Here is a 25,434-nt window from a genome sequence, read left to right as displayed (position 1 = left end):
CCCGGGTGGACAAGTTCACGTCCGGACGGGCGCTCAGGGCTCGTGATCTCCGCACTGCGACGCTGCGTAAAAGATCAAAACGGTTTATAGGTGATGAGCCCTCGCTGAGCGACGTGATCAGTCCGCAACATATATCGGTAGTTCAAGTGAAACTTTCTATCAGCCTAGTTGGCCCCTCGATCAGCGCCGAGAGCAGCGCGGGTCCCCTTCTGGTCAAGACACCCTCTCTGGAAGAGGTGGTTCGCGCGGCCGGGGCCCGTCGGCGGGTCTCTGCGAGCGCTGCCCGGGGCGCCACGTCCCGGAAGCGCGCCGCCGCCCGGCGGACGGACGAGCGCTCGGCGAAGGCGACCCGCCGCGCGCGGTGACAGGAGCGGCGGTCACCCGCTTCGGATACGGGCCCATCTCGACGTTTTCGGTGCTCGGCGTACGTGAGTACGCCTGCGCGCCGAAAACGTCGATCTGGACCCGTCTCCTGTGCGGGTGACCGCCGCTCTGCGGCGCGTGTACCAGAGGCGGGGGGAGCGAGGGGCCACGGAGGCACAGACGACGCAGAGGAAGGAAAAGAACCTCTGTGTCCTCTGTGCCTCCGTGGTTTTGTGCTCTCGCCAGGCGCTCAGCGCGCCTCGGCGTCGAGCAGCGGGCCGAGGTCCTGACCTCGCATGAGCCGCTCTACCACCTTGACGAGGAGCTTCGGGGTGCAGCCGAAGCAGGGGGTCCCGAGGGCAGCGAGCTTCTGCGCCATGTCGTGGTCGTACGAGGGTTTGCCGCTGTCGGAGAGCGCGAGGAGGCAGATCGACTTCACCTTGCTGTCGGCGAGCTGGCGCATGCGGGCGACGAGCTCCTCGGCGTTGCCGCCCTCGAACAGGTCGGTGATCAGGATGAACAGCGTCTTCTCGGGGCGCTCGATGAAGTTCGCCTGGGCGTAGGCCACCGCGCGGTTGATGTCGGTGCCGCCGCCGAGCTGCGCCGTGAACAGCACGTCGACCGGATCGACGAGCATCGGAGTCACGTCGACGACCTCGGTATCGAAGAAGAGCAGCCGAGTGCGGAGGACGTCGAGGGACGCGAAGATCGCGGCCATGATGGAGCTGTAGACGACGCTCTCGCCCATGGAGCCCGACTGGTCGACGAGGATCGCGACGTCCCACTCGTGTCTCCGCGTCTGGTTCGCCCAGAAATAGAGCTTGTCGGGGACGAGGCGGCGCTGCTCCGCGTCCCATCCTCTGAGGTTCTTGCGGATGGTGCGCTTCCAGTCGAGGTTCCTGAGGACGCGGAGCGGGCTCGTCGTGTTCCGCCGCAGGGCGCCGAGGACGGCGGTGCGGATCTCGGACTCCAGCGCGCGCCGCACCTCCTCGACGACCTCGCGCACGATCTGCCGGGCGGTCTCCCGGGCGGCGTCGGGGATGAGGCCCTTCGCGCTCATGAGCGTGGCGACGAGCTCGACGTTCTTCTCGAGGAAGGGCAGCGTCTCGGGCTCGAAGAGGAGCTGCGTCAGCCCTCGTTTCTCGATGGCGTCCTTCTGGACGAGCGCGACGATGTCGTGGCTGAAGAACTCGCGCACCGCGGAGAGCCACTCGGGGACGTACGGCCGCGAGCCGCCCAGGTTGCCGGCGCGCTCGTCGTAGATGAACGAGAGGGCCTTGTCGAGGTCGCCGAGCCGCCGCGGATCGACGTGGAGCGCGGACGCCGCGCCGCCGAGGCCGCCCAGGGAGAGCCGAGGATCGACGCGCTCGGCCTCGGGCCCGAGCGCCAGCCGCCAGCGCAGGAGGGCGTCGCGATCGCCGTCGGTGAGGTCGTCCGTCGCGCCGGCGGGGGAGGGGGGCGGAGGGGCTTTCTTGGGGGTGCGGGCGCTCATCGCTGTGGGGTGTCGGAGGGGTCGCGAGCTCTCCAGAGGGCCTGTTTGGCGGAAGCCCGATGAGCCGCCCTGCGGCGCGAGCAGCGAGCGGCCGTGAGCGCGGTGCGTGCGTGCCGCACAGCGGCAGGATAGGGGGCGTGGCCGCGGGGCACAAGGAGGACGGCGCGGCGGAGCGCCGCGGCGCCGCAGCGCTCCGCCGCCGCCGGCGCTACGCCTTCGGAGCCCCGACGGTGAACTCCCAGACGAACTTCCCCTTTCCTTGCTTCTCGTCCGGCGGGGTGAGGACGAGCCCGTCGATCGACTTCACGACGCAGCTCGCCACGTCGTCCGACGCGGTGGTGCCGGCGGGATCGACGGCGACGTTCGTGATGCGACCGCTGTCCTCGAGCACCGTGAAAGCGACGGTGACCTTGCCCTGCGCGCGGGGGTTCCGCGCGAGCTCTGCGTCATAACAAGCGCTGATCTCGTCGCGCCTCGTCTCGAGCAGCGCTGCCGTATCGTCGCGGTACATCTCGGCGTTCCGCACGGCGAAGGAGCAGCCCGCGGACGCGCTCGCCAGAACCATCATGGTGAGACCCGTAAACAACTTCTTCATGCTCGCCTCCTTGCGGGGAGCGCCCTTGCGGCTCGGTTTCGGACCAGCGTTCATTTGCCGGCGTCCGCGGTCTTCTGCGCGGTGTCCTGCTCGACGATGTTGAACTCGACGCGACGGTTCTTCTCGCGCCCCTCCGGCGTGTCGTTGTCCGCGATGGGCTTCGACTTGCCGAAGCCCTTGGCGGTGAGCATGCCGGCGGCGATCCCGTGGTCGACGAGGTACTTCATCACGGCTTTCGCGCGGCGGTCCGAGAGCTTCAGGTTATGGTCGTCCGATCCCTCGGCGCTCGCGTGACCCTCGATGGCGATCTTCTTGATGTGCGTGTGCTTCTTGATCGTGCTGACGACCTCGTCCAGCAGGCTGTGTGACTCCGACCGGATCGTCGCCTGGTCGTATTCGAACTGGATCTTCTCGTTGATGATGATCTTGTCGTCCGTCACGACCACGCGCTCCGGCGGGGGCGCGGGCGGCGGGGGCGGCGCGGGCGGCCGGCCCACGACGGCGAGCGCCTTCCCTCCTTCGAACGTGGTGACGCCGCCGCAGGCGATGGGGCCCAGGCCCATCGCCGTGAGCGCGGCGGCGGCGACCCAGGGCCCGAGGCCCGTGGCCCGCCGCGCGCTGCGCCGCGCGACGAGCCAGCGGGGGCTCGGGCGGCTCGTCACATCTCGTTTATCGTCGATATCGTTCATGATCGCGTCTCCATGGCCCGCTGTCACGGGCCCAGGCCACCGGGGCGCTCTCCGTCGCCCCTCGATGAAACCGCGGGAATCGGCGCGCCGGTGCGCGTCGCGCGCAGGAACTCGGCGAGCGACGTGAGCGCGTGGAGATCGCCGGGCGCGAGGGCGCTCGCCGCCGCGTGGAGCCGCCGGCGAGCCGAGTCGGCGGCGTGAGATCTCCTCGGCTCAGCGCTTTCGCTGGGCCACGCATGCTCGAACGAAGCCGGTATCAGACCGCGGGTGTGAAACCACGCGAGGATGCTGGCACGGATTTGCGCGAGCCGGAAGACGCGCCAGCGTCGTAGCTGCTCTGGCCTGCCAGAGAGCACGGCCTTGAACCGCCGAAACGATCCCCGGCCCTGGAGGGAATGCAGGAGCGTCACCTGCAGCTCGAGGTCGTCGACCGTCGGGATGAACGCCTCCAGCCATCCGTATTGCTCCCGCGCGCCGATGGCCTCGACGCGCACGCAGCACGGATCCGCCTCGATGCGCGCGCACGTGTCCGGGTCGGCGAGCCCGTCGACCAGCCGGATCACGGCGCCTGTCTCGAGGTGAAGGAAATAGCGGATGTGCTGAGCGGTGTTGTCGAAGGCGTTCGCGAGAGCGTTCCAGTCGACAGGGATTCTCCGGTTCGCAGCAGTGGACTCCGGCGCGGTGGTGCACATTGCGAGCCCGGCCTGTAGGCAGCTCCCATGCCAGGCGTGCAGGACGCACGCGCCTGCGCGGGGCGCCCGAGAGCATGTTTTCCGCAAGGAGCTGCGGGTGTCGCGTTGTGCAACAGGCCGATGAGGAGGGGAGTCGCGCGCCTCGCGGCGGCGGGGCCGCCGGGCGGATCACGGCTTCGGGTCGCTCGAGCGTCCTCCGCGCATGCCGTACCGCTCGAGCTTCCGATAGAGGGTCGCCCGGTCGAAGCCCAGGATCTGCGCCGCCTGGCTCTTGTTGCCGCCGACCACCTCCAGGACGCGCAGGATGTAGCGCCGCTCGACCTCTTCCATGGGGACGAGCTCGGTCGGGTCGTCGCTCGAGACAAGGACGTGGGAGCGCCGGTAGGTCCGGATCTTCTCGGGCAGGTCATCGACGGTGATGTGATCGTACCGAGCGAGCGCGACCGCCCTCTCGATGCAGTTCTGGAGCTCGCGCACGTTGCCGGGCCACGCATAGGCCATGAGCTTCTCCGCGGCGGGCGCCGAGAGTCCCTGGATGGGCCTCGCCTTGACGGTCGCGAAGTGCTCAAGGAAATGCTGCGCGAGCAGCAGCACGTCGGCGCCGCGGGAGCGGAGCGGCGGCAGGTCGACGTGAACCACGTTGATCCGGTAGTAGAGATCCTCGCGGAAACGGCGCTCTTCGATCGCGGTCTCGAGGTCGCGGTTCGTCGCGGCGATGAGCCGGACGTCCACCGGGAGCTCCTCGTCGGCGCCGACGGGCCGGACGACGCGCTCCTGGAGGGCGCGCAGGAGCTTCGGCTGCAGCCCGATCGGCAGCTCGCCGATCTCGTCGAGGAACAGGGTCCCGCCATGGGCCCGCGCGAACAGACCGCTCCTGGCCCCCTTGGCGTCGGTGAACGCGCCTCGCGCGTGGCCGAAGAGCTCGCTCTCGAGGAGGGCGTCCGGGACCGCAGCGCAATTGACCGCCACGAACGCGCCCTCGCTCCGCCGGCTGCGCTGGTGCACGGCGCGGGCGACGAGCTCCTTGCCGGTCCCGCTCTCTCCCGTGATGAGGATCGACGTGTCCGAGTCGGCGATGCGATCGAGCAGATCGAATACGCTCCTCATCACCGGGCTGCCGCTGAGGATCTGCTCGTACCCGTGGGCGTCGGCCACGGCGCGCCGCAGGCGGCGCACCTCCTCGCGGAGGGCGCGGTGGCGCAGGGCGCGCTCCACGGTGAGCCGGAGCGCCTCGAGCTCGAACGGCTTGGTCACGAAGTCGTACGCGCCGGCGCGGATGGCGGACGTGGCGGTGTCGAGGCTCCCGAACGCGGTGATGACGATGACCGGGAGATCGGGCCTGTTCTCGACGATCCGCTCGCAGAGATCGAGGCCGCTCATGCCGCGCATGGTCATGTCGGTGATCACGACGTCGAAATCCTCCACGCCGAGGAGCTCGAACGCCTCTGCGGCCGACGTCCGCCATGCCGTCCGGAACCCGCGCTTCTTGAGCCCGGCGTCGAGGAGCTCGCAGACGCCGCGCTCGTCGTCGACGATCAGGACGCGCCCTGTCATGAGTTCCCCCGCGGCAGCATCATGGTGAAGCGGCTCCCCGAGCCCGCCCGGCTGTCGACGTGGATCCAGCCGCCGTGCTCCTTGATGATGCCGTAGGCGACCGACAGGCCGAGCCCGGTCCCTTCGCCCACGGGCTTGGTCGTGAAGAACGGCTCGAAGATGTGCTCCAGGACGTCGGCCGGTATGCCCTGCCCCTCGTCACGAACGGATAGCGCGACATAATCCCCCTCGGCCCCTCCCTGGTCGGCCGGCGGACTGGCGCGCTCCGCCCGGAGGCCCACGGCCAACGTGCCGCCGGACGGCATGGCCTGGATCGCGTTGACCACCACGTTGGTGAGCGCCTGCTGGAGCTGCTCGGCGTCTGCGTGGACGACCAGCTCCGGCGTGTCTCCTTCCTGGACCATCGTGACGCCCTGCTTCTCGGCCAGCGGCCTCAGCATGACGAACGTGCTGTGAATGACGCTCCTCAGCGGGGTCTCCTGCTTCTCTGCGCTGCGGCGCCGGGCGAAATCGAGCAGCTGGCGGATGATCTGGGTCATCCGCTGTGACTGCTCGAGGATGATCTGCCCATTGGCCGGCACCTCCTCTCCCGTGACGTCCCCGTCCACCAGCATGCGCGCGCGCCCCACGATGACCTGGAGGGGCGCTCCCAGCTCGTGTGCGATCCCGGACGCGAGCTTGCCGACGGTGGCGAGCCGCTCGGCGTGACGGAGCTGCTGGAGCGCGGCGAGCCGCGCGACGGCCTCGGACTCGAGCTTTCGGTTCGCCGCGGCGAGGCGGTCACACATCGCATCCATCTCCCGTCCGAGCTCGCCGATCTCGTCCTCCTGGCGCAGCGACAGGCGCCGGGAGAGATCGCCGGCGCCGATCCGCCGCGCCTGATCGATCAACGTTCGCATGGGACGTCCCACCAGCCCGACTCCGAGGGACGTCGCGAGCAACCCGCATACCAGCGTCAGAGCGGCGGTCGTGACCGCCGTGTTCAGGATCATGCCGTGGGTGGTGCGGCGGGCTCCAGCCAGCGACTCGGAGAGCTCCAGCGCGCCGACGCGGTCGCCGGTCACCGGCACCGGCACCGGCACGCACGTGACGAGCACGTCCGCGTCTTCACGAGGGAGCCTGTGCACGACCGCCTCCCCTCGCGTGACGGGGACGAGCAGCTCCGGCGCGAGCTGGGGCCGATGGGCGTCATCCGCCTGCTCATCGAGCCAGACCCACCGGAGGTCCACCTGCCTCTCGCGCTCGTTGGCGTCCTCGACAAGGCGCAGCGCCCGCGCGGGCCCTTCCGTGCGCCACACCCCCGTGATGGCGGCGGCCAGCGCGCGGCCCATCGCGTGATGGTCCCGCTGGACATCGTTCTCGAAGGTCTTGGCCTCTCTGCGGATCTGCACGTAGGCGCTCAGCGCGAGCACAAGGAAAACGCCGAACACCAGGGCGAGCGTCAGCTTGCGCGCCAGCTTCATGCCCGACGTCGTAGCGCAGGTGGAGCGCGGCGAGCCATCGCCGCTCGACGCCGCCGCAAAGTACGACATGCCGCATTTTGCGGCACCGGCGATGGCCCGCGCGCGGGCCCGCGGGCCGCCGGAGCGCGCTCCCCTGTGGAGCCTGGCGGGCCGCTTGTTACCGCGGGCCGGCGGGCGCCTTCGCTGGGCAGCAGAACAGGTGATCTGGCACCAGCATGGCGCAGCCGTCTTTCCAGGGGTCGTCAGGCGCGTAGTCCGTCCGGTTCTCCGCAGGATAGAAGTACGCCCTGGGCTTCGCTGGATCGGCGCAGGCGCTGTCGCGCTCCGGCGCTGCCTCGCGGCCCTTCGGCGCGCCGGTGACCCTGGAGCAGGCGGCGAGCGCGGCGCCCGCCACGAGGAGCATGAGGAGCGCCGCGAGGGGCCTATGCACCCACGGCGACGAGCGACCGGGCTGTCGCCGCGGATATGGCTGTTGTCGAGAGCTGCCCATCGTCGGGCCCTCCGGGTGCATGACCATCAGGGGGTGCATCGGGCCTGCAGGGGGATCGATTTCAAGCGCTCGCAGGCCGTCGGAGAGCAGCCGAGGCCCGCACAGGCCGCTTCGAAGCTAGGGTAGCAGCAGCCGGCGGCGAAGACCTCGCTGTCGGCGCAGTCGACGAAGTCCTGAGCAGGTCGGGCTGGAGCAGCGCATCGTGCCGGCTTGGTGGGCGGCGGGAGGTCCGCTCTGGGCGCGTGACCGGAAGCAGGGGTCTGGTCGGGATCGGACGTCGGCGCGCCGCCGATCGCGGGCTCGGACCCTGGCGCCGGCCCCTGCTCGGGGGCCGCCTCCGGGTCGGGCCCTCGCTCCGCGATCAAGCCAGACCCTCGGCCGGGCGGAGCGGCCGAGGTCGTCGGGCTCGGCGTGCTCGCGCAGTGAACGAGGAGCAGAAGAAGCGAGAGCGACCGTCCGAGAGCGAGCGCCTGGATCGATGCGATCTTCCGCGTCATCAAGGGAGCATCGCACGATGGCCTACGCGAAACCAGGGGAGCCCGCGTCGTACGCGCGCGCGTTCAGCCGCCAGGGCGGCCCCCCGCGCCGGCGACGTCGGTCAACGCGTAGTGCCTCATCTCCTGGATGTTTTCGAAGAAGGGCTTCACCTTGGCGAAGAATGACGGGAACGAAGCCTCCTTGCGAAACCCCTGGAGGTGGCCTTCCAGCGAGTCCCAGCGGATGCGGACGACGAAGCTGGTCGGCTCCTCGGTGCATCGGGAGATCTCGTAGTTGAGGCAATGCACGGAGCCGCGCAGCTCCGTGGCTGCAGCGCGGTAAGCCGACAGGAACGCCTGCGCTTGCTCTGCGGGGATCGCGTAGCGAATGTACTCGATGATCATTGCAGCTTCCTGGGTAGGGGGTGTGCGGCAGCACGAGCCGTCCGGGGAGCAGAGATACGCGCCGGCGGATCGATCGTCGAATCGACAGTCGGTGAGCCGATTCATAGACGATGTCTATGGGGCGGCGTACTATCCATCGACCATGCGCTTGCAGTCGGTGGACACCCATCTTGTCGTGGCCTTGCACGCTTTGCTCCAGGAGAGGAGCGTCACGCGCGCTGCGCGCCGGGTAGGCGTGACGCAGCCCTCGATGAGCCACGCGCTTTCACGGCTGCGCGCCCATTTCGGGGATCCGTTGCTCGTCCAGGTGGGCAGAAAGATGACGTTGAGCGAGCGAGCGCGAGATCTGTTGCCGAGAGCAGCCGAGGCCGTCGAGCGGCTCGAGCACGTCTTCGGCCAGGCCGAGCGGTTCGATCCGAGGCGCTCGACCCGCACGTTCCGGCTCGTCGCGACCGACAACCTGGAGCTGCTCGTGCTCCCGCCGTTGACCAGGATCCTCGCCGCCGAGGCGCCGCACGTCAACCTGCGGTGCCGCAACATCCCGCCGGATTTCGCCGAGCTCCTGCGCCGCGGCGAGCTCGACGCCAAGCTGGGGCGCGGCGGGCCGGTGCCCGACGGATGCCGGTCCACGCAGCTCGCGGCCGAGCAGCTCGTCTGCCTGATGCGGCGGGGCCACCCGGCCTCCCGGAAGGCGCTCACGGCGGCGCGCTACGCTGCCTGCGAGCACCTGATGATCTCGCCGCACGGAGAGGACCACAACGTCATCGATCAGGAGCTCGCAGCGCGGGGGCTGCGTCGTCGGGTGACCCTGACCGTGTCGCATTTCCTTGTCGCTCCGTTCATCCTCTCCGGCTCTGACCTGCTGCTCACCGTGTCTGCGCGGGTCGCCGAGGCGCTGGCCCGGAAGCTCGATCTCGTGGTGCGGCCGTGTCCGCTCGAGGCCAGGGGCTACACCTTGACGCTCGTCTGGCCGGAACGCTCCGAGGGCGACGAGGGCCACAGCTGGCTTCGCGCCGCCATCGAGCGCGCCGTCGCGTGTGAGCCGGTCGCGGGGCTGGGCGAGGCCGGTGGGCCCCCTGCGCGAGGGCGGTGAGCAGCTTATCATGCGCCGGGAGCGCGGCGCGCCGGCCCCGTGCCTGTCGGATATCCAAAACGTACGACGCGCACTGCGCTTCCGGTCGCGGCCGCTTGGCGACCCGGGTGTAGCTCAGGACGAGCGACCAGCCGGATCGGCGGCTATCGCGTCATGCACCTCGTCGCGCGTCCCGGTTCCGGCGAGCAGGTGCCACTTCCGGAGCGTCGACAGGTCGCGCATGGCTTCCACGGCGGATCGCATCGCTGGCGGCATGGGGCCGAACCGCGCTTCGTACAGCTCGATCGTCCCCTGCGCCAACCCCTGCTTGCGCCCCTGCTCGATGAACTGCTCGACGAGCTCCTGGGTGGTCATGACAAACTCCTCTTCCTCGGGCGTCGCCGGTCCGGGCTCGACGAGCGCCGCTCGGAAGCGTAGCAGAGGGCCGAGCGCGATGGCGCGCTCCGGCGCGTCTTCCGGTAACTGGCGGAGCACCGCAAAGAGCGCGCTAATGCTTACGTGCTCTCGCGGTCCGACGTGCTTGTCATCTGCACACGCACGATAGCTCTCGCTTTGGGGCTCGGATCGTCCTCGCCCCCGCGCCCGGTCAGCCATTGACCCGGGCGAGAGCGCCTTCGTGGTGACGTGCCCGATCCATCCTGCCCTCCGAAGGGCCGTGATGGTTCCCGGCTGCCACGCGGTGTGGGCCTGCGGAGACACCCGCCCCCTGCGCGGCGCGGCCTTTCCTGAGAGCGCTGCGCGGCATGTGCCGTGCTCCTCCGGCCGGCATGCCGCGCTCCCGACTCGCCACGTCGATCGCTTTGCTTGCGCTCATCTCCGGCTGCGCCGCCCGCCCGCAGTCGGCCCTTCCCGTTGCCCTCGACGTCCCGCACCCGCCTGCCCCGCGTTCGTCCGAGTCCAAGGGCGCTGAGGACGCCGCGCCCGGCGGGGCGCTCCTGGTCTGGGGCCGCACGGGCGATGGGCCGCCTCGGACATGGCACCTCACCGAGGAAGGCGCGGTGATCCGCGAGGAGCCCGGGATCGTCGTGGCGACCGGTCGAGGGGAGTGGCGCTGGGAGGTGAGCGAGGTGAAGGTGGAGACCTCGGCCTGCGATTTCGGGCCCGGGGAGACGCGCGAGCCGGGCGAGGGGACCGCGCACCGCGCGGAGCTCGTGCTGCGCGGGACGGGCGCGCGCCAGCAGGTGATCGCGCCGTCGGGCGCGGACGGGAGCAACGTGATTCAGCACGAGGCGGAGGCGATCGGGAGCGTCGGGCCGTACCTGTTCATCGAGGAGCGGACGTACAGCGACGCGTGCGGCGCGCACGGCTTCGTGGGCGTGGGGTTCATGGTGTGGGACGCCGAAAAGGGCGCGATCGTCGATCTGCTGGCCGAGGTGTCCAGCGTGCCGGCGCTGCAGGGCGAGGCCGAGGCGCTCCTCGACGAGGCCGAGGACGACCCGGAGGCCGCCCGGCAAGAGCAGGATGCGCCGGAGCTCGTGCAGATCGCGCCGGCCTACAACGCGCGGGGGGCGCTCCGGCTGACCGCGAAGCTCGCGCGCGCCGCGTGTTATGCCTGCGGCGACGGCGCGTGGAGCTCCTACACGCGCTCGGCGGTGGTGCCCGCCAAGAAGGCGCCGGAGCGCCTCGCGGCGTGGGCGTCCCCGCCGCCCGGCGTGCAGAGCTTCCTGGCGCAGCACCCGGACCTCGACGTCGGCGGCTGGTCGCGGGCCGGCAGGGCCGAGTGAGCTGATCGAGCCCCGCTGGCTCGGCCGGCCGAGCGACGAAGGCGGCGCGCGAAGCGCCGCGGCCCCGCGTCAGAGCAGGTCGTCCAGGTCGTCCATGGCCTGCGACAGGTCCTCGCTCATCTCCTTCAGCTTCTCGCGGTCCTTCTCCAGGAGCACCGCCTGCGCCGCGCGGGCCTTGTCCCCGAGCTTCCGCGCGGCGAGCACGTTCTCGAGCAGGTACCGCCGCTCGGTCGCGCCGAGCGCCGCGAACGCGCGCCGCAGGACCGGGAGCGTGTCCTTGAAGCGCTCGGGAAGGATGCCCCCGAGGAACGCGTCGAGCGCCTCGACCACGGGGCGGCTCTTCACGAGCACCAGCGCGTTCACCTCGAGGAAGCCGGCCAGGAACGACGCCGCCGCCTCGGGCGGGGCCGCGCTCCCGAGCCGCAGGCCGACGATCCTCGCCACCTCGGCGTCGTCGATCACCTGCGCCAGGTAGAGCAGCCCGCACGCGAGGCCCGACGCCGTGGGGTTCACCGCGTCGCTGTCCACGAGCGCCCGCGCCGCCTCGAACCACGCGGCGCGGTCGACGATCGGCTGCGACAGCGCCACGTCGTGCAGCGTGCGCAGCGCCTCCTTGGCCGGGGCGACCGCCTCGTCGCTGCCCGTGCAGCCGCCGTGGACGCGCAGGACCGCGCGCGCGAACGTCTTCTCCAGCATCGTCGCGATCACGCCGTCGCCGAGCGACGACAGCGAGCGCGACGACCCGAACGACGCGAGCCCCGCGAAGGCGCGGCACGCCCGGGCGAGCGACGGCAGATCGCTGTCGCCCGCGGCGAACCGGTCGCACGCGTCGAGCGCCGAGGCCGCCGCGCGGGCGCTCGACGCGAGCACGGCGTTCAGCAGCACGTCGGCGGCCTCGCCGGTCGTGTGGCACGCCGCCAGGTCCTCCTCGAGCAGCCGCGTCGCCACCTGCTCCAGCGTGTCGCCGAGGACGATCTTCTCGACGAGCGCCACGTCGGTCGCCGGCGTCCACTGCGCCTCCCACGTCTCGCTCAGCTGCCGGAGCAGCTCGTCCGGCGGCACCTCGCTCGCCGCCTGCCCGCGCCGCTGCCCGCGAGCACCCGCGCCGCCACGCCCGGCCGCCCGGGTGCCGGCGTACGCCGCGTAGGGGATCTTCGCGATGCGGAGCCGGTGCAGGAGCACGCTCGTTCCGACCTCGACCTCGTTCGTGAGCGACAGCCGGAACGACTCGGGCGCGTCGGTGGCGGGGAGCCTGCGCTCGCGCACCTCGCGCCAGAACTCCTCCTGGAGCGAGTTCTTCCCGATGCCGCCCCCGACGCGGCCCACGTTGCGCCCGATGACGGCAGGCCAGAGGAAGCCGTCGACGTGCGTGGCGTCGCCGCGGCACATCGTGGCGATCGTCGCCTCGCGCACCTCGTCGAGGCCGGGCTCCGCCTTGCCGCGGAGCTCGGCGAGCGAGACCGCGAGGCGGAAGGCCTCGATGGTGTCGGCGAGCGAGGCCATGAAGCCGCGGAGGCGGAGGTGCTCGGTGAAGTCGATCAGCACCTCGAGGGTGGCGCGCCGGAAGTCGCCGCCCGCGTCGTGCGCGCGCTGGTAGTACTGCGGCGCCCGGTTGCCCGCGCCATAGCCGAGCTGCTCGGAGAGCCGCGGAAAGCTGAACGGGATGAGCGTCACGGCGCACGGGATCGGCGCCGGTAGCCGCGCCTCCAGCGCCGGATCGACGTCGCGCGCCGCGAACGCCGCCGCGTGCGCCGCGCCGAGCACGGCCGCGACCTCGTGCGGGGCGAGGTCCGGCCCCATGCGCTCGAGGATGCTCCGCGCCATGTAGGCGTCGCGCGCCCGGTGGATCAGCCGGTCCCCGTCGCTGCGCACGAGGTCCGCGTACGCGAGCAGGGCCTCGCGGAACGGCCCGGGATCGTAGCGGGGCGCCTCGAACGAGGCCTCCCAGAACTCCTCGAACGAGCGAAATCCCCGGGCGCGCGCGCAGGCCGCATAGATGCTCTCCTGCTCCCCCTCCGCGCTGGCCGGCCCGCCGTCGCCGCCGTCGCCGCCGCCATCCGCGTGCTCGCCGTGCTCGTCGCCGTGTTCACCGTGCTCGCCGCGGTCCTCGTCGATCTCGCGCTCGTGGCCGCCCGGGTCGTCGGCGTCGTCGTGGCCGACCGGGGCGCCGTCGAAGGGCGCGAGCGTCGTGCCGACGGGGATGTCGATGAGCTCGACGCGCGCGCCGTGCTCGAAGGCCCATTTCACCGCGACGTACTCGGGCGAGTAGGCGGCGAACGGCCACAGCGACGACGCCGGCTCCCCATCGGTGCGGTAGCCGAGGATCGCCACGGGCGGGACGGTCTTCGGGTCGACGAGCGCCTCGAGGAGCGGGGTGGCGTCGCTCGGGCCCTCGACGAAGATCGCCTTCGGGCGCACCTCGTCGAGGTAGGCGCGCAGCGTCGCGCTGGAGCGCGGCGAGTGGTGGCGCACCGGGAAGAGGTGCACGGCGGCGAGCCGGTCGAGGTCCATCGGGTCCCTTCAGATCGCGAGGCGCTTCTTGGCGGCGGCGTAGAACTCTTTCCAGAGCCCTGCGCGGCCCTTGGCCACGGTCTCGCAGTACTCGCGGACGGCCTTGAGGTCGTCGCCGCCCTCCTTGCTCACGGCGCCGAGCAGCGACCGGGAGAGGTCGTCGGCGGTGACCTTCCCGGTGCCGAAGTGCTGCGCGAGGATGCCGCTGTTGAAGAGCACGCTGATGGCCTCCGCGGTCGACAGGACGGAGCCCGGGGTCTTCACCTTGGTCTTGCCGTCCTTGGTGACGCCGGCGCGGAGCTCCTGGAAGAGCGTGACGAGCAGCTTGGCGAGCTCGGCGGGCGGCTCGACGCCGACCTGGTAGTCGCCGCGGAGCTCGGCCTCGCGCTTCTGCACGATGCGGATCTCCTGCTCGAGGTCGTCGACGACGGGGACGGTGATGAAGTTGAAGCGGCGCTTGAGCGCGGCGCTCATCTCGTTGACGCCGCGGTCGCGCGTGTTGGCGGTGGCGATGAGGTTGAAGCCGCGCTGCGCGGGGACGACCTGGTCGAGCTCGGGGACGGCGATCTGCTTCTCGGACAGGATGGAGATGAGCGCGTCCTGGATCTCCGACGAGGTGCGGGTGATCTCCTCGAAGCGCGCGAAGCGCCCGTCGCGCATGGCGCGGAGGATGGGCGAGGGCACGAGCGCCTTCTGCGAGGGCCCTTCTGCGAGCAGCAGGGCGTAGTTCCAGCCGTATTTGACGTGCTCCTCGCTGGTGCCAGCGGTCCCCTGGACGACGAGGGCGCTCGTGCCGCTGATGGCGGCGGAGAGGTGCTCGGAGAGCCAGCTCTTGGCGGTGCCCGGCTCGCCGACGAGCATGAGGGCGCGGTCGGAGGCGAGGGTCGCGAGGGCGACCTGCACGAGGGCGCGATCGCCGATGTACTTGGGGGAGATCGCGACGCCGCCGACGGGTTTGTCGCTGCCGAGGATGTAGGTCTCGACGGCCCTCGGCGAGAGGCGCCACCCGGGCGGCCTCGGCGCCGTGTCGTTGGCGGCGAGGGCCGCGAGCTCGTGTTCGTACTTGGTCTCGGCGGGCTGGCGGAGGTCGCTCATGGGTGGCGCAGGAGGTTACCGCAGAACGCGGCGAGGCGTCCCTCCGGGGAGATCAGCGGCCGGCGGGCTGCGCGGCCGCGGGCGGCATGGCGGCGGGCGGCGGCGCGGCGGGCGTCGTGTCGCTCGACGGCGGGGTGACGGGGTTCGTGATGGCCGGGGGCGGTGAGGCGGGCGTCGTGGCGGCCGGGGGCGAGGCGGCGGGCGCGGCTTCGCCGCTCGTGGCGCTCCTCGGGGGGGCGGCTGTTGCGCGCGACATCAGCGCCGGGATGTGCGTGTCGACCTTCCTGCGGCCCCAGATCTCGACGCCTGCCTTGTAGATCTCGTCGTAGCGGCGCTGGACCTCGGTCCAGAGCTGGTCGCGCAGCACGGCGTCGCGGTTGCGCGCCGACTTTCCTGCGGGCGCGCCGGCTGGAATGAGCTGCGTGAGGAGCCAGTTGCCGTCGTCGGAGAGCTGCCTGAGCTCCTCCTGGGTGAAGGGGTGTCGATTGGCGACGGCGTCCGCGAAATCGCGGAACAGGGCCGGGATGGCCACGGCGTCGCGGGCCTCGTCGATCGGCCCGCTGTTGGCGCGGATGGCCTTGACCCGGTCGGCCAGCACGAGGCCGCGCTCGGCGAGGACCTCGAGGACGCGCAATGCCTGGCTGCGGAGCGGGCGCACGCGCAGCTGGCGCGCCTGGATCTCCTTGCGGCTGGCCGGGACGAAGACCCGATCGGCGGCGAAGGCGAGCGCGAGGCAGAGGGCGGGGAGCTCCAGGATGTCGTCGAACCGGAGCAGCGGCAGCGCCTCGCGGAGGCGGGCCTCATGGGGCCTCAGCGCATCGACGGCGCGGGTCGCGTTGAGACGGACGATGAGCGCGTCGCCGGTCCAGGGGTCGAGATCGTCCTCCGGAGTCTGCTCCACGATGGATCGGAAGTGGTGGAGCGCGACCTCGGCGTCCTCGGTGAGGAAGGGTTGCTTGCCGCTGGTGCTGAGCTTCTTCGCCTGAGTTCTCGGCTTGTTATTGGGTTGTCTTCGAGTCGAGGGCATTCGGGCACCCTCGCACGGGAAGCCGCGAGTCGCCAGCGCGCGCAGCGTTGATTTCTTGCCTGCGGCGCCGGGTGGAGAGGCGGTGATGACGAGGCATGTGGCTTGCGCTGTCGGGTGGCGAGGCGGTGATGACGAGGCATGTGGCTTGCGCTGTCGGGTGGAGAGGCGGTGATGACGAGGCATGTGGCTTGCGCTGTCGGGTGGAAAGGCGACGGCCGGGAGGCTCGGCGCACTCCGGGATTGGGTGAGGGGGGCGACGGCCGGGAGGCGGGTGCCCTCGAGGGCCGGGTGGAGAGGCGACCGCTATTGGAACGCTGGCTTGCGGGCGTCGGCGGCGTGGCGGTTCAAGGGGCGTACGAGCCAGCGAGCGGGGGAGAGCGGCGAGCCGATGGCGGTGGGGAGGAGGTTCCTTGGAGGGGCTGACCGCGCCGCGATCTGTAATCGGTTGTAATCGAGGTGGTGTTGACACGGCGGGTCATGCGGGACATAGGTGGCCGCGAATTCAACAGACCTTGCGTCGGGAGTGTCTCGAATGCGACACGCGGGCTGGTTGTACCGTCTTGCTTTGTTCTGTGCGGTGGTGCTGCTGCTCGGGCGGGGGCATGAAGGCCTCGCGCTGGCAGGGCCGCCGGAGCCGCGGCTCATGCCGATGTCGCCGCCGGGCGGCGGAGCAGCGCTCTCCTCGATTCCCTTCCGGCTGCCGAGCGACGGTGTCGGGGGGCTGCCCCTGGGGCCGCGCGTCGATGCGCCGCTGGTCGAGGACGCGGGGGCGCCGTTCGGCGAGATGGTGGTGCCCGACAAGGCGCGGGTGGTGGAGTTCGAGGGGGCCGTGCTGGAGATCCCTCAAGGCGCGGTGGACGAGCCGGTGCGGATCACGATTCGCCCGCTCGACCAGGGCGCGGTGCGTCCGATGGGGCGCGCGATGGTCAACGTCACGCCCGGGGGGAGGGCATACCGCTTCGGGCCGCACGGGCTCAGGTTCAAGAAGCCGGTGCGGCTGACGTTGCCTTATGACGAGCATGCGATTCCCCCGGGGATGACCGCGCAGCACGTGACGGGCTTCTACTTCGACGAGGCGCTGGGCCAGTGGGAGCGTGTCGCGCGGGACGGCGAGGCCGCAAAGGGCAAGCTGGCGAGCCTGACCGACCACTTCACCGACTTCGTGAATGCCACGCTCGCGATGCCGGATGCGCCGGGCACGCGCAGCTTCGATCCGAACAGCATCAAGGGGCTCGCGCTGGGGAGCCCGTTCGCCGCGGTGACGGTGGTCGCGCCGCCTGAGGCGAGCTCGAGCGGCGCGGCGCGGCTGAGCCATGCGATCGAGGTTCCGCCGGGGCGCAACGGGATCCAGCCGGCGCTCGCGATCGCGTACGACAGCGAGCACCCCAACGGATGGCTCGGCGTGGGTTGGGATCTGCGGCTGTCGAGCATCGAGATCGACACGCGCTTCGGGGTGCCGACGTACGCGGCGGGGGAGGCGCCGCGCTACCTGCTCGACGGGAGCGAGCTCGTGCAGGCCGAAGGCGGCGCGTGCGGCGACCCGTGCCTGTTCCGGCGGCGGGTGGAAGGGCGGTTCGACCGCATCGTGCGCCGCGGTATCGCCGCGGATAACTATTTCTGGGAGGTGACGGACAAGGACGGGACAACGGTTGTCTACGGCCGCGACGCGAACGCGCGGCTCGACGATCCCGAGCCGGGGCCGGGGCAACCGCGCAACGTGTTCCGCTGGTACCTCGACGAGGTGCGCGACACGTTCGGCAACCAGATGCGGGTCCGCTATGATCGGGAGGTCGAGGCCGGTCCGCCGCCGCGCATCGAGGTGCACCCCGAGCGCATCGAGTACACGGCGAACGCGTCACGAGGGGTCGAAGCGGCCTATGCCGTGGATTTCGTGTCCGAGAGCGGGCGGCCCGACGTGATGCTCAGCGGCAGGCCCGGCTTTCTCGAGCAGACCGAAAAGCAGCTCTCGCGTGTGGACGTGCGGTTCGGCGACGTCGTGGTCCGCAGCTACGCGCTCCATTACATCGACGGTGATTTCGGCAAGCGCCTCCTGCAGGCCATCGCGTTCCATGGGCGAGGCGCGCGGCAGGCGGGCGGGCAGGTGACGCTCGGCGAGGAGCTGTACCGGCATACGTTCGAGTACTTCACGGCGCCGCGCACCGCGTCCGGCGAGGTGGCGGCGTTCGCGCAGGCCGCCGAGGCATGGGGACAGGCCAAGACGAAGGACGGCCTGTCGCGCACGGAGGAATCGACCGCGGGCGGCAGCGCGTCGGTGGGGCTTGGCATCGGCATGTTCTCGATCTCGGTCGGCGGGGGCGGCTTCTTCGGCGACGAGACGGTGCGAAAGAGCGTGTTCGATCTCAACGGCGACGGGATGCCCGACTTCCTGGAGGACAGCGGCGATGTCGGGCTCAACCTTCTTCGCGCCGCGTCCGGGAGCCATTTGGCGGCGGCGAGCGCGCTCGGCTTGTTCGACAGGGATCTCGGCCTGACGGACCGCTCGGGATGGAGCGTGTATGCGGGCCTGAACGTCGCGGCGCTGAGCGGCTCGGTGGGGTACACGCGGAGCAGCACGGAGGACGAGCAGATCGTCACGGACATCAACGGCGACGGCTACCCCGATCTGGTGTCGGGCGGCCCGCTCGGGGGCGTCTACGCCGCGCTCAACGACCGGCGAGGCCGCTTCGGGAGCAAGCAGCCGTGGGGCGCGCTCGACACGAGCGGCGCGCCGTCCGGCCGCCCCGACCTGGCCCAGGCGGCGCGCAAGGACCTGCATCCGGCCGATCCGCTGCTGCGCTGGGTAGCGCCGTTCGAGGGAGACATCCGCATCGGCGGGGCGCTGCAGAAGCAGGAGGCAGGCGGCGATGGGGTGCGGGTGCAGATCGTGCGGAGCGGCGAGGAGGAGCCGCTGTTCGACGATGTGCTCGACGGGGACGAGCTGACTCCCTGCCTCCTTGGCGCGCGTCGGTGCGGCGGTGATGTCCTCACGACGCACGTGGCCGCGGGCGACCGGATCTACTTCCGGGTGAGCGCGGCGCCGACGATCGATCCCGAGCGGCGCGTGGACACGGCGGCTGATCTGGTCTCGTGGAGCCCGTCGATCTCCTACGAGGTGAGCGAAACGCAGCTCGCGCAGGCGGGGCCGGACGGGGCGCCGATCCACCGCTTCGAGTACAGCCACGACCACCGGCTCGCGGGGCGCCCCGACGTGCCGTGGGTGGCGCCGGCCGACGGCAGCGTCCGGATCACGGGCGACCTCACGAAGTGGTCGACGAGCGATGAGCTGTGGGTGGAGATCGTGCGGGAGCGCGGCAGCGCCGCGGCGGAGTCGATCCTGGCGCCGCAGCACGTTGACGCGGGCGCCGGCGGGCTCGGGATGGGCGCGCTGCTGCCCGAGGCGATCCCGGTGCTCGCGGGCGATCGCCTCCGGTTCCGGGTGAAGGCGGAGCTGCCCGATGACCCGGCGCGCATCGCGTGGAGCCCGGTGGTCCGTTACGAGGAGTATACGCGCGTGGACCGGGCGACGGGCGCGCCGCGGCGCGGGCAAGTGCAGTGCGGCGAGCAGCCGAATGGCCGCACCGGCTGCACGCTGCACAACGACGGGCCCGGGGACGCGCCGCTGCCGCTCGCGCTCGTCGAGCAGCGGGCGCATGTATCGATGCCTGTCGCGAGGTGGTCGCATGCGACGCGCCCGCGGCCGTGGATCGCGCCGAGCACGGGGACAGCGCGGCTCGAGGGAATGCTGTTGGTGCCGGGGACCAACACGTTCTCTCAGCCGTTGACCCTGGTCGTTCAGGGCGTGCATCGGCTGCTCTTCAAGCAGGCGTATTCCGCGCCGAGCGCTGCTGGCACCGCATTCCCCGTGGACCTCGACCTGGAGGTCCAGGCCGGCGAGCCGATCTTCGTCACGGCCTTCGCGCAGGAGCCGCCCACGGGCGCCACCCTGCAGGCGACGATCGACGGGGAGCCGGTGTCGCTCGGCTTGTTCGCGCCCGAGGCGGCGATGAGCGGCGGGGCAGAGGACCCGATGGCCGGCGGGTTCCATGGCTGGTCGGTCGGCTTCCTCGATGGAGATCGCGGGTTCTCGGAGGCGGACATCGCCTTTCCGACGCTCCACCCGGAGCGCGGCTTCACGCTCGCTGTGCCGCTGCCGCAGGGGAGCGCGCCGGTGTGGGGCGCGGCCGCGTCGGAGGCGTTCGTCGGTGGCAGCGCGGTCAAGCCGTCGATCGTGGGCAAGGTGAGGCGAGGAGACGGTCAGCTCGGCCGGCTGCGCAGCGCGGAGACGTGGAATGCGGAGATCAGCGCCAACCTCGGGCCGCTGGGGGCGGGCTACAGCTTTGGCAGCACCACGTCGGACCTGGACCTCATCGACGTCAATGGCGATCGATTGCCCGACAGCGTGACGCGCGACGGCGCGGTGCTCAACACCGGGCGAGGGTTCGGCCCGCGGGACAGCTGGTCGCTGCCGGAGGCGCTGCGGCGGATCGAGCACCGTGCGATCCGGCTGGAAGGGAGCGCCTCGGTCACCGTGGACAGCGAGATCCAGACGATCTCCAAGACCACGAGCGAGGGGCGCTTCGAGGGGTACCTGCACACGCAATTCCACCTGGGGACGAGCTATGGCCTGTCCGCCACGCACGTGGATCTGGTGGACGTCAACGGCGATGGTCTGGTGGACCAGGTGGCGCAGGATCCCCAGCGCGGCGTGATGACGGTGGCGTTCAACCTGGGGCATCGGTTCGCGGGGCCGGTGCCGCTGGAGCGGGCGCGCTTCGAGAAGAGCGACTTCGATGCGGGAGCGCTGCGCGAGACGCTCGGCGACATCTTGAGCGAGTTCACGGACGCGGCCGGGGTGGACGCGGTGCGGCTGGAGGACACGGGCGCGAACAGCGTCGGCGTCGGCGTGGACGCGACCGTGGCCGCAGCCGGCGCGGGGTACACGTACACGACGGCGCGGACCGTGGTGGACTTCGCGGACGTGAACGGCGACGGGCTGCCGGACAAGGTGATGAAGGCGCCGGAAGAGCCGTGGTTCCGGGTACAGCTCAACCTCGGGAGCCGGTTTGCGCCGGAGGAGTCCTGGCCCGCGGGGGCGTGGGGCGTGTCGATCGATCCGCCGGAGTACGCATTCATGGGCGGGGGCGACGCGGTGAGCTTCCGCAGGTCGGAGAGCTACGAGGGCAGCTTCAAGGTCGATGTCTGCTACTTCGTGTGCGTCGGCGGGTCGGTGTTCTACTCGGAAGGCGCCGGCTCATCGCACCTCGCGTTCGAGGACATCGACGGCGATGGGCTTCAGGACCACGTGCTCAAGCGGGACGGTGACGCGACGGTGTACGCGCGGGTCAACGGGCTCGGCAAGACGAACCTCTTGCGGCGGGTGAGCCGGCCGCTCGGCGGGAGCATCGAGCTGGACTACCAGCGCGAGGGCAACCTGGTCGTGCCGAGCGAAGGGGCGCTCGGGGAGGTGGACAGGGCGCCTCAGGTCGATATGCCGTCGAGCCAGTGGGTGCTGAGCGAGGTGACGGTGCACGACGGCGTGGAGGGAGCGCCGGGGGTGTACGGGGTGCATGCGTACCGGACGCGCATCGCGACGCACGCGGACGGGGTCTACGACCGGGAGGAGCGGGTCGAGCTCGGGTACGGGCTGGTGACGACGACGGCGCTCGGCGAGGATGGCGTCACGGCGATGTCGAGCGAGGACGTCGAGCACCTGAACCACGACGTCTACCGCCGCGGGTTGGTCGCGCGCTCGACGCTGCGCGACGGCGATGGGCTGCTCTACACGGTGAACGAGGTCGACTATGCGGCGCCGCCCCAGGGGCTGGAGCCCAGGGTGGGCTCGTTCTTTCCCAAGGAGACGGAGAGGAGGAGCGCGTTCTACGAGGGGACGACCGACGACCCGAGCGCGCCGCACAAGAGCACGCGCGAGACGCGGGTCTTCGACGAGCTCGGCAACCTGATCGAGCTGCACGTGGGCGGCGAGGCCAATACGCCGGACGACAATGTGCACCAGAGGGTGGACTACACGGAGCCTGGCTCGGCCTACATCGTGAAGCCGGAGCTCGTCGAGACGACGGACGAGCAGGGGCGCGTGCTGCGCCGGCGCACGGCGACGTACTGGCCGGGGACGGGCGCGCTGCGGACGGTCACGAACGTCATCTCCGGCGGCAAGCGGGCGGATGGGACGACCTATGCGAACGCGGAGGCCACGTGGAGCTATGGGTTCGATGACTTCGGCAACCTCGAGACGTCGACCGACCCGAACAGCTACAAGCTGACCTACAGCTACGATGAGGTGACGCACAGCTACCGCACGTGCGCGAGCGATAGCTTCGGGTACCATTCGAACAGCGTGCCGAATCTGCTGTATGGCACGGTGGCGCAGGAGACCGACGTCAACGGGCACACGATGGTGCACCGGGTGGACGACTTCGGGCGGCTCACCGAGATCTGGGGGCCGAGCGATCTCGCGGAGAACGGCGACGACGCCGTGCCGGTCGGGTGCGAGCCGACGATGGTGTACGATCCGGAAGCGCTCGTGGGAGAGGGCGAGCCGACGATCGGGTTCGAGTATGCGCTCCAGCCGGGTCAGACGGCGGCGCTGCCGGCGTGGGCGAAGACGAGCCACAAGGATGTGGAGCACCCGGGCGACCCGATCGTGACGGTGACGTTCGCGGATGGGCTGGGGCGCGTGCTGCAGACCAAGAAGGACCACGAGCGCGACACGGGCACGGGCACCGAGCTCGGGATGACGGTCAGCGGGGCGGTGGCGTTCGACGCGCTCGGCCGCGTGGTGGAGCAGGGGCAGCCGGGCTTCAGCGCGGAGCCGGACACGGCTTTCGTGAACCTGGGGCTGCTGCGGCCGACGCTCACGCACTACGACGCGGTCTCGCGTGTGCGGGAGGTCGCCATGCCGGACACGAGCGCGCCGGGCGGCTACGCGCGGACGGCGATCGAGCACGACCTGGTGGCGCTGGAAGGACAGCTGCTCTTTCAGGAGATGGTGATCGACGCCAACGGGAAGGTGCGGAACACGTACCGGGACGTGGGTGGGCGGATCGCGACGGTGGAGGAGTTCAACCGGATCAAGGGGGCGGAGACGCGGATCGTGACGCGTTACCAGCACAACCCGCTCGGGGAGCTCGTGCGGGTGACGGACGCGCGCAACAACACGACGACGGCGACGTACGACACGGTCGGCCGGATGGTGATGCTGGTCAGCCCCGACGCGGGCCGCACGGAGTGGCGGTACGATCTGGTCGGGAACCTTCGAGCGAAGCAGACGGCGGAGCTCGCGGCGCGGGGGCAGCTGATCCGGTACGAGTACGACTTCAACCGGCTGCGGAAGATCGACTATCCGGTGACGCAGGATGTGGTCTACACGTACGGCCAGCCGGACGATGCCGGGGACGAGGAAGGTAACCGAGCGGCGCGGCTGGTGGAGGAGACGAGCGCGGCGGGCAAGCGGAGCTTCCGTTACGATCGGTTCGGCAACACGGCGGAGCTGACCTCGGAGTTCCCGCGGCTGCGGGAGCCGCACCGTGGGCCGTACCAGGCGACGATGAAGTACGTGTTCGACGCGCTGGGACGGATGCAGGAGCTCCACTTCCCGGGTTCGGGCGAGGAGATCGTGCGCTACGGGTACGACCGAGGCGGCGCGGTGGTGTCGGTGGTCGGGGAGAACCAGCGCGTCAATCCGCAGCACCCGAGCGAGCCGAGGACGACGGAGTACCTGAGGCACATCGGGTACGACGAGTTCGGGCAGCGGGTGCGTGTGGTGGCGGGCAACGGGATCGAGACGAAGTACCGGTACGACGAGTCGACGCGGCGGATGACGGAGGTCAACGCGGACCACCAGAGCGCGCAGATGCGGTCGATGGGTCGGGCGCCGAGGCCGTTCCAGCGGCTGCGGTACCGGTACGACCTCGTCGGCAACATCCGTGAGCTGAACAACGAGGTGCCGTTCGACGAGTCGCTGGGCGGAGCGGTCATGGTGGCGCGGACGCAGCAGCGGTTCGCGTACGACGACCTGAACCAGCTGACCGAGGCTTCGGGGATCTACCAGGAGCGGGGAAACGAGCAGGAGCGATACACGCTCGGCATCGACTACGATGTCCTCGGGAACGCGACGGCGAAGCGGCAGGAGGTCGCCCGGTACGCGCGGAGCGGGGTGAACAACTGGCAGCTGCAGTACCCGATCCGGGAGAGGACGTACCGGAACGACTACCGCTACACCGGGCCGAGGCCGCACGCGGCGAACCAGGTGGACGAGTACGTGCCGGCGGAGTCGCAGCCGCGGCTGAGGGAGCTGTCGTATGACGCGAACGGCAACCACAAGCAGTGGAAGTACCGGGGCAGCGTGCAGCGCACGCTGAGCTGGGACGAGGACAACCGGCTGGTGTCGGTGAGCGAGAACGGGCAGGAGATGTCGCGTGCGCTGTACGACGGCGCGGGGGAGCGTCGGGTGCACCTGCACCGGGTGGCCGGGGAGGAGGAGACGGCGTACGTCGACCAGCACCTCGTGGTGCGCAACGGGGTGATCGCGACGAAGCACCTGTTCGCGGGAGAGACGCGGATAGCGAGCAAGATCGACGCGGACTACTACCAGAAGCCGCCGGTGCTGTACTACCACCCGGACCACCTCGGGAGCACGCAGTACGTCACCGACCAGGACCAGGCGCTGAGCCAGCACGTGGAGTATCTGCCGAGCGGGGAGCTGTGGGCGGACCAGACGGACTCGCGCTTTCAGAACCGGCAGCCGTACCTGTTCAACGGGAAAGAGCTCGATCTGTCGACGGGGCTCTATTACTACGGGGCGCGCAGTTATGAGCCGCGGCTGGGGGTGTGGGTGAGCCCGGATCCGGTGCTGACAGAGTACATGGTCGGCAGGATCAACGGCGGGGTGTATCGGCCCATCAACCTGGGGATGTACACGTATGCGTGGAACAACCCGGTTGTACTCATGGATCCCACGGGAAGATGGCCAACAGTCGAGGAAATCGAGGCAGGCCTCGCGCGTGCAGAAGATACCGTCCTCGGATTCTCGTACGGGTTTGTGCTCGGCGCGACGCCTGTTGTTGGCAACGTGCTCGGCTTCTTGCCGCCTCCAAAGGATACCGAGTCGTTTCAAGTTGGCATGGGAGCCGGGCAGATGACCGGCGGCGCGGTGCAGATGGCTGTCGGCGGCGCGATCGCAGGTGGTTCAGCTGCAGGCGGCGTGGCGGCCACCGCCGGTTCGGGCGGCGCGGCGGCTCCCGCAGCAGTTCCGGTTGCTGTCGCGGGCGTCGAGGTGGGGGTGGTGCTCGTCGCGAGCGGCCGTGCCGCTGTGATGCAGGGCGCCATGACCATGCAGATGGCAGCGAACGGTGGCGACAGCGATGGCACTTCATCCACTGAAACCGCACCTCATGGTAAGGCTCCGGATCAGGTCGAGCCGGGAGTAAGAAGCATAAAAGGTGAGTACGATTCTCCAAACCGCACACAGCCAGAGCCGTATTCGGCGCACTATGATGAATACGGCCGGCAGATTGGGCGAACCGATTATACAAATCAGCCCGATCCTGCGACTCACACCAGTCCGCATCATCACATACGCGAATACGGTCCTCAGTACGGGCCTAAGGGTAAAGAGTCGGGTCCGTTTCCCGGGCCGCATCCGCTCGATAGGAAATGACTGATGAAAACTGCAGAAATTGACCGAGAGCTGCGTGGATATACAATAGTTATGTCGCTCGAGTTTGTTGCGGACGTTGCGTCTGGGGTGTG

15 protein-coding genes are annotated in these 25,434 nt (G+C 70.4%); 3 read left to right on the top strand and 12 right to left on the bottom strand.

The features are described from left to right. Positions 1 to 613: 613 nt before the first annotated feature. The 8 genes from WMF29_RS41535 to WMF29_RS41500 all read right to left on the bottom strand — a co-directional run bounded on the left by WMF29_RS41535 (position 614) and on the right by WMF29_RS41500 (position 8,219). Positions 614 to 1,855 carry a VWA domain-containing protein gene (locus WMF29_RS41535; protein WP_272102248.1) on the bottom strand — a complete coding sequence of 414 codons (1,242 nt, stop codon included), beginning with the start codon at positions 1,853 to 1,855 and terminating at the stop codon, positions 614 to 616. Positions 1,856 to 2,063: 208 nt separating this feature from the next. Continuing rightward, positions 2,064 to 2,450, bottom strand: coding sequence for an AgmX/PglI C-terminal domain-containing protein (locus WMF29_RS41530; protein ID WP_437325612.1), 387 nt, complete (start codon positions 2,448 to 2,450; stop codon positions 2,064 to 2,066). A 50-nt stretch (positions 2,451 to 2,500) separates the two neighbouring features. After that, entirely contained in the window at positions 2,501 to 3,139 is a 639-nt protein-coding gene (locus WMF29_RS41525; protein WP_437325611.1) for an OmpA family protein, read from the bottom strand. Positions 3,140 to 3,162: 23 nt separating this feature from the next. Continuing rightward, the gene (locus WMF29_RS41520; protein WP_437325610.1) at positions 3,163 to 3,831 is read right to left on the bottom strand and encodes a UPF0158 family protein; all 669 of its coding nucleotides are present in this window, start codon (positions 3,829 to 3,831) and stop codon (positions 3,163 to 3,165) included. Between the two features lie 168 nt (positions 3,832 to 3,999). Then, positions 4,000 to 5,385, bottom strand: coding sequence for a sigma-54-dependent transcriptional regulator (locus tag WMF29_RS41515; RefSeq protein ID WP_272102252.1), 1,386 nt, complete (start codon positions 5,383 to 5,385; stop codon positions 4,000 to 4,002). Next, on the bottom strand, positions 5,382 to 6,917 hold the full coding sequence (locus WMF29_RS41510; RefSeq protein ID WP_437325609.1) for a sensor histidine kinase: 1,536 nt from the start codon (positions 6,915 to 6,917) through the stop codon (positions 5,382 to 5,384). Before WMF29_RS41510 ends, WMF29_RS41515 begins: the two co-directional genes overlap by 4 nt. An 88-nt stretch (positions 6,918 to 7,005) precedes the next feature. Then, complete coding sequence (locus WMF29_RS41505; RefSeq protein WP_437325608.1) at positions 7,006 to 7,278, bottom strand: hypothetical protein; 273 nt, start codon at positions 7,276 to 7,278, stop codon at positions 7,006 to 7,008. Between the two features lie 620 nt (positions 7,279 to 7,898). After that, positions 7,899 to 8,219 (bottom strand): putative quinol monooxygenase, encoded by a 321-nt coding sequence (locus tag WMF29_RS41500; protein ID WP_437325607.1) that lies wholly within the window; start codon positions 8,217 to 8,219, stop codon positions 7,899 to 7,901. A 142-nt stretch (positions 8,220 to 8,361) separates the two neighbouring features. Here WMF29_RS41500 and WMF29_RS41495 point away from each other — a divergent pair, with 142 nt between their 5' ends. Continuing rightward, the gene (locus tag WMF29_RS41495; RefSeq protein WP_437325606.1) at positions 8,362 to 9,312 is read left to right on the top strand and encodes a LysR family transcriptional regulator; all 951 of its coding nucleotides are present in this window, start codon (positions 8,362 to 8,364) and stop codon (positions 9,310 to 9,312) included. Between the two features lie 114 nt (positions 9,313 to 9,426). Here WMF29_RS41495 and WMF29_RS41490 read toward each other — a convergent pair whose 3' ends face one another. Continuing rightward, positions 9,427 to 9,666, bottom strand: coding sequence for a hypothetical protein (locus tag WMF29_RS41490; RefSeq protein ID WP_437325605.1), 240 nt, complete (start codon positions 9,664 to 9,666; stop codon positions 9,427 to 9,429). Between the two features lie 413 nt (positions 9,667 to 10,079). On the opposite strand from WMF29_RS41490, the gene WMF29_RS41485 reads away from it, so the two are divergent. Continuing rightward, positions 10,080 to 11,036, top strand: coding sequence for a hypothetical protein (locus WMF29_RS41485; RefSeq protein ID WP_437325604.1), 957 nt, complete (start codon positions 10,080 to 10,082; stop codon positions 11,034 to 11,036). 69 nt (positions 11,037 to 11,105) lie between these two features. On the opposite strand, the gene WMF29_RS41480 is transcribed toward WMF29_RS41485, so the two are convergent. Genes WMF29_RS41480 through WMF29_RS41470 form a run of 3 tightly spaced genes read right to left on the bottom strand, consistent with a single transcriptional unit; the run spans position 11,106 to position 15,669 of the window. Next, positions 11,106 to 13,547, bottom strand: a complete 2,442-nt coding sequence (locus WMF29_RS41480; RefSeq protein ID WP_437325603.1) for a DUF5682 family protein — start codon at positions 13,545 to 13,547, stop codon at positions 11,106 to 11,108. Positions 13,548 to 13,556: 9 nt separating this feature from the next. Next, positions 13,557 to 14,642, bottom strand: coding sequence for an ATP-binding protein (locus tag WMF29_RS41475; protein WP_437325602.1), 1,086 nt, complete (start codon positions 14,640 to 14,642; stop codon positions 13,557 to 13,559). Between the two features lie 52 nt (positions 14,643 to 14,694). Continuing rightward, positions 14,695 to 15,669 carry a hypothetical protein gene (locus WMF29_RS41470; RefSeq protein ID WP_437325601.1) on the bottom strand — a complete coding sequence of 325 codons (975 nt, stop codon included), beginning with the start codon at positions 15,667 to 15,669 and terminating at the stop codon, positions 14,695 to 14,697. A gap of 577 nt (positions 15,670 to 16,246) precedes the next feature. On the opposite strand from WMF29_RS41470, the gene WMF29_RS41465 reads away from it, so the two are divergent. After that, the gene (locus WMF29_RS41465; protein ID WP_437325600.1) at positions 16,247 to 25,342 is read left to right on the top strand and encodes a SpvB/TcaC N-terminal domain-containing protein; all 9,096 of its coding nucleotides are present in this window, start codon (positions 16,247 to 16,249) and stop codon (positions 25,340 to 25,342) included. Positions 25,343 to 25,434: the final 92 nt, after the last annotated feature.

The organism is Sorangium sp. So ce381, from assembly GCF_051473845.1.
GTDB lineage: Bacteria > Myxococcota_A > Polyangia > Polyangiales > Polyangiaceae > Sorangium > Sorangium atrum.
The sequence above is the reverse complement of the archived record's forward strand: the minus strand, read 5'-3'. Positions and strand labels throughout refer to the sequence as shown.